Origin of the sequence: Bradyrhizobium erythrophlei (genome assembly GCF_042430365.1) — a bacterium.
In the GTDB taxonomy this organism is placed as follows: domain Bacteria; phylum Pseudomonadota; class Alphaproteobacteria; order Rhizobiales; family Xanthobacteraceae; genus Bradyrhizobium; species Bradyrhizobium erythrophlei.
In genome coordinates this window covers 47,801-59,352 of record NZ_JBHMET010000035.1, presented here as the reverse complement: position 1 = coordinate 59,352, position 11,552 = coordinate 47,801, and the positions used below count along the sequence as shown (strand labels likewise).

Below are 11,552 nucleotides of genomic sequence, written 5' to 3'. Positions count from 1 at the left end.
TCGGCGCGACGCTTGACTCACAAAGGCCTCATATGAGGGTGGGCAAAGCGAAGCGTGCCCGCCATCGCGAGCACGGCACCGGACGGTGGGCACGGCGCAAGCGCCTTTGCCCACCCTACGCAGCCTAATAGCCCCTCACCTACCGCGTCACCTCGTGTCCGACTTCGCCCGTGATGACGTCGCCGAACAGCTCCCACGCCTCCCCGTTGAACCGCATCAGCTGCATCTGCTCGATCGGGAAGTAGTCGTCGGGCGAGGTGTTGACCATGATGCCGGGCAGCATCAGGTCGGAATGAAAGTTCTTCAAACTGGCAGCCTGCTTCATGACATTCTCGCGCGTGAGATTGTCGCCGCACTGCTTGAGCACCTGGACCATCGCCTCGGCCTGCACGTAGCCATACAGGTTGTTGGCATTGGCCTTGTCGCCGTCGGGATAGTACTTGTCCATGAAGGCGCGCCAGGCGACGACGGGCGGATCCTTGTCCCAGGTCGGATCGGTTGGGTCCTTCAGATAGGCCGTCGAGATGATGTCCTTGGAGAATTCGAGGCCGGCCGGCTTCAGCACCGAGGCAACCGAGGTCGCGGTATTGGCAAGAAAGAATTTCGGCTTCCAGCCGAGCTCGCCGACCTTGCGGATCGCCTGCGCCGAGCCCTTCGGCGCGGCCCAGGAGAAGAAGATGTCGGCGCCGGAATCATGCAGCGCGACGATCTGGGAATCAATCGAGGGATCGCTCACCTCATAGGATTTGTCGGCAATGATCATGCCGGCCTTGTCGCCGAGCCCATCCTTCAGGCCCTTGAACTGATCCTTGCCGGCGTCGTCGTTCTGCCAGAACACCGCGATCTTGCTGTTGGGGAAATGGTCGCGGATGTATTTTGCATAGATCCGTCCCTCGCTCTGGTAGTTGGGCTGGAAACCCATGGTCCAGGGGAAATTCCGGGGATCGCCGAACTTGGTGCCGCCGGAGGCGACGAACAGCTGCGGCACCTTCTTTGCATTCATGTATTTCATGATCGCCGAATTCGACGGCGTGCCCAGTGCCTGGAAAATCAGCAGGACCTCGTCGCTCTCGACGAGCTTGCGCGCCTGCTCGATCGCCTTCGGCGGCGAGTACGCGTCGTCATAGCTGATGAAGTTGATCTTGCGGCCGTTGATGCCGCCCTGGTCATTGATCATCCTGAAGAACGCAGCCTCAGACTTGCCGATCACGCCGTAGGACGACGCCGGCCCGCTGTACGGCATGATGTTGCCGATCTTGATTTCGCTGTCGTTGGCACCGGGATCGTATTTCTTCTGCGCGAAGGCCGAGGTCGCGATCAGTGCAGCACTTGCGAAGGCCACAACCGCGCCAATATATCCAGGACGAGCCGGCATCGTTTTCTCCCATTTTTTGTCGTTTGTTTTGATCATAAGTCTCGCAAGTCGCGCAGGTACTGGCAAGCACCGGGTTTTTCCGCCCGACGAAACAGCATTGTTGCCTGGCGCTATTTGTGATTGATGGTCATTGGGGACTTACAAGTCGAGGCGATCTGATTGCTTAAGCCGAAAATCCGTGTCGGCCCGCGGCATCCGCGATTCGCGGCCGCAGGCTACGAGCTCACGCGCCGGCTGAGCGAGCCTGCGATGGCGCGTCTCGGCCTCCACAAATCAACCAGCGACTTCGCCAAGCAGACGCTCGCATCGATCCGCGCGCGGCTGCAGCGCGGCGAGACGGTCTACATTGCTGGCCTCGCCTGCCCGGGCACCCACAACACCGGCGTTGCGCTGGTCGAGGTCACTCAGAGCGGCGGGCCGCGCCTGATCGTCAACAACGAGGAAGAGCGCTTTTCCGGAAACAAGCACACCAACGAGTTTCCACAATACGCACTGGACGACATGCGCGAGGTGCTGCGGCGGATGGGCCGCGACATCGGCGATATCGCGGCCTTCGTCACCACGTGGGACTACCCGGCGCTGATGGCGATGCTGATCCGCACCTCGTTCGAGGAAGCGCCCGGCAGCTTCAAGCTCTTGCGCGCGCCGATCGCGCCGGCGATCAACCTGCGTCAGATGGATCAGGTTCGGCGCCTGTCGCGCAAGCTCGGCAAGATGTATGGGCTCGGCGAACAGTTGCCGCTGATCTGCATGCCGCATCACGACAATCACGCCTGGTTCTCGTTCGCCGCCTCCCCGTTCGCCGACAGCACCGAGCCGATCGCGATCGGCGTGCTTGACGGCACCGGCGACATCGGCTCGATCTCGCTCTATGTCGCCGAGAACGGCGAGATGAAGCAGCTCTACTGCAATGAGAGCCTGTTCGATTCGCTCGGCGCCTTCTACAGCGTGATCTCGTCCAGCCAGGGCGGCTGGACCTGGCTCTCCAGCGAAGGCCGCTATATGGGCGCCGCCGCCTGGGGCGACATGAACCGCGCCACCAATCCGTATTATCAGCGGCTGAAGGAGGTGCTGCAGCTCGGGCCGAATGGCCAGGTGCACCTCAATCGCGCGATGGCCAATTGGCACAGCGATCCGACCGACAAGCCTTACAAGGCGCCGCTGATCGAGATTCTTGGCGAGCCGCTACGCTCCGATCAGCTCTGGAATCCCGACGCCGTGCTGCGCGTCGAGGACATCCACCACCGCCCCGACACGAAGGACCGGCTCGACAAGGCGGCCGCGACGCAGATGGTGTTCGAGGACGCGATGATCCACGTCGTCGATCATCTCTTGCGCGTCACCGGCACCAACCGCCTGGTGTTGACCGGCGGCGTGGCGCTCAACGCGCTCGGCAACATGCGACTGCTCGAGCACTTCAACGAGGCCTGGTTCGAACAGGCGCAGCAGCGCAAGGCGCGCCTACACATGTGGGTGCCGCCGGTGCCGGGCGATCCCGGCGTGCCGATCGGCGCCGCCTGGCTGTTCGCGCAGATGGCGGGCGCCCCGCGCGGCGCGGCGCTCTCGCACGCATTCTATTGCGGCTTGCCGCCGTCGCATGCCGACATCACCGCGGCGCTGAACGCCGATGACGTCGCCTCCAGGCCGGTCGGCAGCATCGCAACGCCGGAGGGCCGCGACGCGGTCGCCGACCTGATGGCGTACGCGGTGGCGCAGGGCGGCGTGATCGCGATCTACCAGGGCGCGGCGGAAACCGGTCCGCGCGCGCTCGGGCACCGCTCGATCCTCGCCAACCCCTGCGATCCCAATGTGCGTGAGCGTCTCAACGAGCGGGTCAAATATCGCGAGGCGATCCGTCCGCTGGCGCCGATGGCGACGCTGGAAGCGGCGCGCGATTATTTCGAGCTCGAGGACGGCGCCTCCGACGCCGACTACAACGCCTATAACTACATGGTGCTGACCGCCCACTCGAAGCCGCAGGCGCGCGAGAAAATCCCGGCGGTTGTACATGCCGACGGCACCGGCCGCATCCAGATCGTGCGCAGCGCCGATGATCCCCTCACCTACGCCTACCTGAAGGCGCTCGGCCGCCGCATCGGCGTCGAGATCTCGGTCAATACGTCGTTCAACGTTGCAGGCCCGATCGCACAGACGCCGGCGCAGGCGATGGATACGTTGCGCCGCTCCAAGGGCCTCGATGCCGTCGTGCTGGTCGCCGATGACGGCACAGCCTACGCCGCCTGGCACGGCGGCGAGCGCGACAGTGGACGCTTCACGGGGTGGTATGCCGAGTGGCAGAAGACGCGCAGCTAGCTAGCGGCGCAACCATGCCAGCACGCGGCCGTCGATCAGGAGCAGCGCACTGCCGATCACGAGCGCCCCGATCACCTCGCGCAGCGAGATCGGCTCGCCGAGCACGAGATAGCCGAGCAGGATCGCGGTGACCGGAATGAGCAGGGTCACCAGCATCACATTGGTCGCTCCGGAGCGCTGCAGGATTTGAAAGAACACGATGTAGGCCAGCGCCGTCGACAGCGCCGCCAGACCGATCACCGCGAGCCACGTCGTCAGATGCGGCATCGGCAGTTGCCAGGGCCGGTCGACCACGCCGGCGACGACGAGCATCATCGTCGCCGACGCCATCATCTGGAATGTCGCGGTTCCGAGCGGCGGGACCCGCGCCGGCAACCGCCGCCCGACCAGGGCCGCGACGCCATAGCTCAGCGCACCCGCAAGGCACAGCAGGATGCCGACGCCCTGCCTGGTCTCGAAGCCGAGGGCGTCGCCATGGAGGATCGCGACGCCGATCACGCCCACGACGACACCTGCGACGCGGCGCGGCTGCGGCCGCTCCTCACCGGCCGCCGCCATCACGACCACCGCAAACAAGGGCGTCGTGGCGTTGAGGATCGAAGCCAGCCCGCTCGTGATGTAGGTCTGCCCGAACACGATCAGCGAGAACGGCAGGACATTGTTGAACAGGCCCATAGCGAAGAACGGCGCCCATCCCGACAGACCTCTCGGAAATTCGATCTTGTAAGTCCGCAGCAGCGGCAACAGGATCAGGGCACCCAGCGTCACCCGCAGCAAGACCACAGTCAGCGGCGGCAGTTCGCGCACGATCACGCCGTTGAAGAAGAACGAGCCGCCCCACAAGACCGACAGCAAGCCGAGCAGCGACCAGTCGCGACTGTCGATCCTGTTCTCGGCGGAAGGCATGTCCGATTCCCATCTGCACAGGAGCAGATAGCTAGTGCGCCGCGGCGGCGGTTGCCACCCGATTTCCGGGCCGCTCCCGACAAACTACTTCGGCCGCGATACGATCTCGATCATCTGGCCTTCGTCGGCGTCGGGCGCGTGGGACTTCGCCTCGTCATAGGCGGCGAGCGCGGCGCGGCTGACTGGTACGCCCGGCAGCAGCGTCTCGGCGAGCCGGACCGCATAGTCCGCATCCTTGTGGCGCAAAGCCGCGGTGAAGGAGGCGCCGGAGAAATCACGCGCGATCATCCGCCTGGAATGGCGGATCACCTGCGGGCTCGCCACCACGCCGGTCGCGAGCGCTTCTCCCACCAGCCTCATGTCGAGGCCGGCCTGCTCGGCCATCGCGATGCCCTCGGCGAGGCTCGCGATCTGCACCGCGCCCATCAAATTGTTGATCAGCTTGAACACGGTCCCGGTCCCGACCGCGCCGAAATGGCGGATGGTGTTGCCGATCGGCGTGAGATACGGCTGCGCCATCTCGAGATCTGCGGCGTCGGCGCCGACCAGCAGCGTCAGCGTGCCGGCGGCCGCGGCTTCCGGCAGGCCGGTCACGGGACAGTCGATGTAGATCAGGCCGCGCGAGCGCAACTCGCGCGCCGTGTCGAGCACGTGCTGATACGACACCGTCGAGCATTCGATTGCGAGCGTGCCCGCCTTCATCGTCGCGGCGGCACCGTCCTTGGTCAGCCACACCTCGCGCGAGGCTTCGCCGTCCGCCACCATGGTGACGACCGCATCGGCGTCGATCGCGGCATCTTCGGGCGACGTCGCCCACTGCGCGCCGCGCGCGATCAGATCTTCCGCCTTGGCCTTGCTGCGATTCCACACCGCGACCGTGAAGCCGGCATCGAGATAGCGGCCGGCCATGCCGTGGCCCATGCGCCCCAACCCGATGAAGGCGACGCGCGGCATGGGCTAATCCACATCCTCGACGGAGCCGGGGCCGGTGCCGAAGGCACGCTGCGCCAGCGTCGCCGCCATGAACTCGTCGAGGTCGCCGTCGAGCACGCCGGAAGTGTCGGACGTCTGCACCCCCGTACGCAGGTCCTTCACCATCTGATAGGGCTGCAGCACGTAGGAGCGGATCTGGTGACCCCAGCCGATATCGGTCTTGGCGGCCTGATCGGCGGCGGCCTGCTCCTCGCGCTTCTTCAGCTCGATCTCGTAGAGACGTGCGCGCAGCATGTCCCAGGCCTGGGCCCGGTTCTTGTGCTGGGAGCGGCCGGCCTGGCAGACCACCGCGATGCCGGTCGGAATGTGGGTCAGGCGCACCGCGGACTCGGTCTTGTTGACGTGCTGACCGCCGGCGCCGCCGGACCGCATCGTGTCGGTGCGGACGTCGGACTCTTTGATCTCGATCTTGATCGAGTCATCGATGACCGGGAAGATCTGCACCGACGAGAACGAGGTATGCCGTCGCGCGTTGGAATCGAACGGCGAGATGCGCACCAGGCGATGCACGCCGGCCTCGGTCTTCAGCCAGCCATAGGCGTTGTGGCCGCTGATCTGGATGGTCGCGGACTTGATGCCGGCCTCTTCGCCCTGGGACTCCTCGAGAAACTCGATCTTGAAGCCGTGCTTCTCCGCCCAGCGCGTATACATGCGCAACAGCATCTGCGCCCAGTCCTGGCTTTCGGTGCCGCCCGCACCGGCATGGACCTCGAGATAGGAATCGAACTTGTCCGCTTCGCCCGAGAGCAGCGCCTCGAGCTCGCGCCGAGCGACCTCCTTCTTCAGGTCCTTGAGCGCCTTCTCGGCTTCGGCGACCACACCCTCATCGTTCTCGGCCTCGCCGAGCTCGATCATGCCGACATTGTCCTCGAGCTCGCGCTCGACCTTGCCGATGCCCGAGAGCGCGTCCTCCAATGAGGTGCGCTCCTGCATCAGCTTCTGGGCTTTCTGGGGGTCGTTCCAGAGATTGGAATCTTCAGCGAGCTTGTTCAGCTCAGCGAGGCGTGCCGTCGATGTCTCGACGTCAAAGATGCCTCCTCAGCAGCCCGACTGACTGCTTGATCTCTTCAACAAGGCGTTCGATTTCCGCGCGCATGGGTCTTCAGCTGTTAGGTTCAATTGCTGCGAGGGATGTAGCGGCCGGCGCGGCAAAGCGCAATCGGCTCGGCCGCGCTGTCCCGCTGATTTGGAACTGAGTACCGCCAGGGCGTTTTCGAGCGAAGTGGATACCGGTTCGCGTAAAGAAAACGCGTCAAAACAAGAATCTAGAGCCCCGTTCCGATTCCATCGGAACGGAAATGGCTCTAGTACAGTCCGCCGGTTCCGGGACGCATGAACAATCCGCTGTCAGACGCCGGTTGCTGCGACGCCGGCGGCCCGCGGCCGTCGGCATCGGCGACGCCGATGACGGAGTAGTTATCCGGCGGCGCGGTACCCGGCTTGAAGGCTTCCAGGATCGTGTTGCCGCCATCACCCGGGCCGGCGCGCATGCCGGACTTGGCGTCGACGCGGATCAGCTTGATGCCGGCGGGAACCTTGAACGGGGTCGGCGGCTTGTCGGCGAGCGCGAGCTTGAGGAAGTCGCGCGCGATCGGCGCGGCGACGTGACCGCCGGTCGCGGCCCGGCCGAGGTTGCGCGGCTTGTCGTAGCCCATGTAGACGCCGACCGCGAGGTCCGGCGAGAAACCGACGAACCACACGTCCTTCTCGTCGTTGGTGGTGCCGGTCTTGCCGGCGATTGGCTTGCCGACTTCCTTGACGACGGTCGCTGTACCGCGCTGGACCACGCCTTCCATCATCTCGGTGATCTGGTAGGCAGTCATCGGATCGAGCACCTGCTCGCGACGGTCGACGAGCTGCGGCTCGGGCTGGTTCTTCCAGCCGGCGGGCGCGTCGCAACCGCGGCACTCGCGGGCATCGTGCTTGAAGATGGTGTGGCCGTAGCGATCCTGGATGCGGTCGATCAGTGTCGGCTTCACGCGACGTCCGCCATTGGCGAACATCGAATAGGCCGTGACCATGCGCATCACAGTGGTTTCGCCGGCGCCGAGTGCATAGGACAGATAGTTCGGCAATTCGTCATAGACGCCGAAGCGCTTGGCATACTCGCCGATCAAGGGCATGCCGATGTCCTGGGCGAGCCGCACCGTCACGGTGTTGAGCGAGCGCTGCAACGCGTTGCGCAGCGTGGTCGGGCCGTAATACTTGCCGGTCGAATAGTTTTCCGGACGCCAGACGCCGGCGCCCTGCCCCTGGTCGATTTCGATCGGCGCGTCGATCACGACCGTGGACGGCGTATAGCCGTTGTCGAGCGCCGAGGAATAGACGATCGGCTTGAACGACGATCCCGGCTGCCGATAGGCCTGCGTCGCGCGGTTGAACTGGCTCTGGTCGAACGAGAAGCCGCCGACCATCGCGAGCACGCGACCGGTCCACGGATCCATCACCACCATGGCGCCGGAGACTTCGGGGAGCTGCCGCAGACGATACTGGCCCTCGACGGTGTTGCCGTCCTTGCTGACCAGCGGATCGGCATAGATCACGTCGCCGGGCTGCAGCACCTGCGAGACCGCCGTCGGCGCCTTGCCCTTGGATTTCGCCCAGCGCACGCCGTCCATCGTGATGATGCCGGTCTGCCGGGCTTTGCTGACCGCGCCGCCGAGCTCGCGGCCCGGCTGGAAGCCGATTCGCGCCGACTGATCGCTGGTCTCCAGCACCACGGCCATCCGCCACGGCGAGATGTCCGAGAGCGATTTGACGTCGGCGAGCTTGACGCCCCAGTCGCCGGAAACGTCGAGCTTCTGCAGCGCACCGCGCCAGCCCTGCGCCTCGTCATAGTTGACGAGACCGGCCGCCATGGTCTTGCGCGCCATCACCTGGATCTTGGGATCGAGCGTGGTGCGGACCGACAGGCCGCCCTCGTAGAGCTTCTTCTCGCCGTACCGCTCGAAGATGTCGCGACGGACTTCCTCCGCGAAATATTCGCCGGCGAAGATGTGGGCGCCGTTGCTACGGCTGGTGACGATCAGCGGCTCCTTGCGCGCCTTGTCGGCGTCGGCCTGCTTGATCCAGCCGTTCTCCAGCAAGCGATCGACCACGTAGTTGCGGCGCTCGATCGCGCGGTCACGGTTGCGCACCGGATGCAGCGCCGCCGGCGCCTTCGGCAGCGCTGCGAGATAGGAGGCTTCGGCGATCGTCAGTTCGTTGACCGACTTGTCGAAGTAGACCAGCGACGCCGCAGCGATGCCGTAGGCGCCGAGGCCGAGATAGATTTCGTTGAGGTAGAGCTCGAGGATACGGTCCTTCGAGTAGGCACGCTCGATGCGCATCGCCAGCAAGGCTTCCTTGATCTTGCGCGTGAACGACACCTCGTTGGTGAGCAGGAAGTTCTTCGCGACCTGCTGGGTGATGGTCGACGCACCCTGCGGACGGCGGTTGGAGCCGTAGTTCTGTGCATAGAGGATCGCAGCGCGTGCCATGCCGGAATAGTCGATGCCGCCGTGCTCGTAGAAATTCTTGTCTTCAGCGGCGAGGAACGCGTTGATGACGAGCTTCGGCACCGCCTGGATCGGCAGATAGAGCCGGCGCTCCTTGGAATATTCGCCGAGCAGCGCGCCGTCGGAGGCGTGCACGCGCGTCATCACCGGCGGCTCATAGTCCTGGAGCTGCGAATAGTCCGGCAGGTCCTTGGAGAAATGCCAGATCGCGCCGGCGACGGCGGCGACGCCGACCAGGAACACAACGGTTCCGGCGGCGAACAGGAAACCCAAGAACCGCACGAGCAGGCGCATTATCGACGTTCCGTTCCAACCTTACGACGCTCGATCATCGCGAGCGCCCGTCCAAAGTGCGAAAGCCTTACGCGACGAAACCTGGGGCCCAACGAGCCACCGTTGCGCATGCCCAATATCCAAGAGTCATCGGACAATATGGTCGATTCCGACGACCCTGCGGTCTCTAGTCTATACCGTTGCCGCTGTGGCCAAACTAGGGCCTCCCCTCGCCGGCTCCGTCTTTTCACCCGGCCGGTTTCATTTGGCCGGCCCGGCAGTTGCGAGCCGTTTGGCGAAATATGCATCAATCGCCTGGGCCATCGAGCCGACCGTCTTGTTCCGCCAGTTCTCCGAGACCAGATGCTCAAGATCACCCTTGTTGGAGACGTAGCCGAGCTCGACCAGGACCGACGGAACGTCGGGCGCCTTCAGCACCCGGAAGCCGGCCGATTTGAGCGGATGCTTGTGCATCCTGACCGTGGTCTTCATCTCGGTCATCAGGAGACGGGCGAAGCGATTGGCGAAGGTCTTGGTCTCCCGCTGCGCGAGGTCGATCAGGATGTCGGCAACCTCGGTCGGCTCGTCGGTCAGATTGACCCCGCCGATGGCGTCGGCCTTGTTCTCAACGTCTGCGAGCCGCTCGGCCTCGGCGTCGGATGCCTTGTCCGACAGCGTATAGATCGTGGCGCCCTGGGCATCGCCTTCACGCTTCGGCAAGGCGTCGGCGTGGATCGAGACGAACAGCGCCGCCGACTGGCTGCGGGCGACCTTCACCCGGTCGTTCAACGGGATGAACGTGTCGTCGGTACGGGTCATCACCACGCGGTATTTGCCCGACTTTTCGATCCGGTCACGCAATGCCAGGCCGAACCCGAGCACGAGGTTCTTTTCCATCTCGCCGCCGGATTGGGTGCCGTTGTCGAGGCCGCCATGGCCGGGGTCGATCACGATCAGCGGCCGCGTGTCCGGACCGACGGCAGGTTTCAGGGCCGCCGTCGTCTCGGGTGCGGCCACCGCGGCGTTGGCATCGGCGACCGTCGGCTTGAGCTCGGGCCGATTCTCGGGGGCGAGCGACTGCACGAAGCTCGTGCGATCGACCTCTTCGAGTTCCAGGACCAGCCGCGGCGGCTGGCCGTTCGCGGCGTCGAGGACGTAGGAATTTGCGACCTTGGCCGGCCCGGTCAGGTCGAAGACGATCCGGGAGCCGCCGGGCATGACCAGACCGTAGCGGAACGCCTTGACCAGACCCCGGCCGGAGGAGCCGGTTCCGGCGGCGAGCTGGAAGGTCACCTGCGGGATATCCACCACGACGCGGTAAGGGTCGGCCAGCGGAAAGGCCCGGAACTCGATCTTGCGGTCGAGATCGAGGATGAATCGGGTCTGCTTGGCATCACCGGCGAGGCGCGCGTCCGAGGCAACCGGGAAACTTGGACCTGCCGCCGGGGCGGATTGGCTGGCACGCTGCCCCTCAGCCGCACCGCTCGCGCCGGCGCACACCAATACTGCGGCGCACAAAAGGCCACAGCCCAGCAAAACAAGGTGATTTGCGCGGATCGCCAACGATTCGGTGCCTCCCCGAGCAGCCTCATATCGCAGTAGGACTACAGAGTTAATTGCACCTTAACGCCGCCGGGGCGAAAAGGATCAAGTGTTGCCGGGCCGCGACGCTTCCCTTGCACGGGGCGGGCAATCCACGTATGTACGGGATGCTGACGGCTAGTACTCCCGGTTGTGTCGCGTTCAGCCTCCCGGTGCAGCGGTGGAACTTTCGAAGAGACGGTTCCAGCGTGTTTTACCGATCCCTCCGCAGCCAGCGCCGCGCGCGGCTGACAAGGAGTGGCGGTTTTGAGCCCGAGCGGCGTCCGGTCCCAGGCACACTCTCGCCAGAGGGACGGTTTGAGACACGGCATAACTGATTATCCGGTCCTCCGGGGCCTCGATATGCGATGGCCGGCGAGCGCTTCGGCGCCGCGCCGGGCTTTCAGCAAAAGATACGGCGGTACTTCTCGCCGCCAACATGTTTAGACGGGCCGACGCTTAATGCGCCAGACTGTGTTGCCGACCAGGATCCCCGAGACGATCGCGCTGACGCGAGGTGAAAGCTTCGCCCGCCGCGTTGTCCCGGTGGGCTCCCGCTCGGCTCTGCGCCTCAGGACGCGTTTTGGCCTTCCCCTCACCCCCGAATCAGGTGG

Annotated in this window: 7 protein-coding genes; 1 reads left to right on the top strand and 6 read right to left on the bottom strand. The window is 64.9% G+C overall.

What is annotated here, in order from left to right:
• Window positions 1-139: 139 nt before the first annotated feature.
• The gene (locus tag ACFFWD_RS05160; protein ID WP_376962127.1) at window positions 140-1,375 is read right to left on the bottom strand and encodes an ABC transporter substrate-binding protein; all 1,236 of its coding nucleotides are present in this window, start codon (window positions 1,373-1,375) and stop codon (window positions 140-142) included.
• A gap of 159 nt (window positions 1,376-1,534) precedes the next feature.
• Between ACFFWD_RS05160 and ACFFWD_RS05155 the strand changes: the two genes are divergently transcribed.
• Window positions 1,535-3,688, top strand: coding sequence for a carbamoyltransferase C-terminal domain-containing protein (locus ACFFWD_RS05155; RefSeq protein ID WP_376962125.1), 2,154 nt, complete (start codon window positions 1,535-1,537; stop codon window positions 3,686-3,688).
• Here ACFFWD_RS05155 and ACFFWD_RS05150 read toward each other — a convergent pair whose 3' ends face one another.
• The 5 genes from ACFFWD_RS05150 to ACFFWD_RS05130 all read right to left on the bottom strand — a co-directional run bounded on the left by ACFFWD_RS05150 (window position 3,689) and on the right by ACFFWD_RS05130 (window position 10,920).
• Window positions 3,689-4,594, bottom strand: coding sequence for a DMT family transporter (locus tag ACFFWD_RS05150; protein ID WP_376962123.1), 906 nt, complete (start codon window positions 4,592-4,594; stop codon window positions 3,689-3,691).
• A gap of 84 nt (window positions 4,595-4,678) precedes the next feature.
• Complete coding sequence (locus tag ACFFWD_RS05145) at window positions 4,679-5,548, bottom strand: NAD(P)-dependent oxidoreductase (RefSeq protein ID WP_376962121.1); 870 nt, start codon at window positions 5,546-5,548, stop codon at window positions 4,679-4,681.
• A 3-nt stretch (window positions 5,549-5,551) separates the two neighbouring features.
• Window positions 5,552-6,683 (bottom strand): peptide chain release factor 2 gene (gene prfB, locus ACFFWD_RS05140; protein WP_376962119.1). Its coding sequence is split into 2 segments (ribosomal slippage): window positions 5,552-6,613 and window positions 6,615-6,683, totalling 1,131 coding nucleotides; the frame shifts between segments, so codons are not numbered across the junction.
• A 208-nt stretch (window positions 6,684-6,891) separates the two neighbouring features.
• A complete protein-coding gene (locus ACFFWD_RS05135; protein WP_376962117.1) occupies window positions 6,892-9,378 on the bottom strand; it encodes a penicillin-binding protein 1A in 2,487 nt (828 codons plus the stop codon).
• Between the two features lie 240 nt (window positions 9,379-9,618).
• Window positions 9,619-10,920, bottom strand: a complete 1,302-nt coding sequence (locus tag ACFFWD_RS05130; RefSeq protein WP_376962115.1) for an N-acetylmuramoyl-L-alanine amidase — start codon at window positions 10,918-10,920, stop codon at window positions 9,619-9,621.
• Window positions 10,921-11,552 lie beyond the last annotated feature (632 nt).

What these genes read in the sequence shown, in the direction of transcription:
- ACFFWD_RS05160 (WP_376962127.1), bottom strand. Translation starts at nt 1,375, where the DNA reads ATGCCGGCTCGTCCTGGATATATTGGCGCGGTTGTGGCCTTCGCAAGT.
- ACFFWD_RS05150 (WP_376962123.1), bottom strand. Translation starts at nt 4,594, where the DNA reads ATGCCTTCCGCCGAGAACAGGATCGACAGTCGCGACTGGTCGCTGCTC.
- ACFFWD_RS05145 (WP_376962121.1), bottom strand. Translation starts at nt 5,548, where the DNA reads ATGCCGCGCGTCGCCTTCATCGGGTTGGGGCGCATGGGCCACGGCATG.
- ACFFWD_RS05135 (WP_376962117.1), bottom strand. Translation starts at nt 9,378, where the DNA reads ATGCGCCTGCTCGTGCGGTTCTTGGGTTTCCTGTTCGCCGCCGGAACC.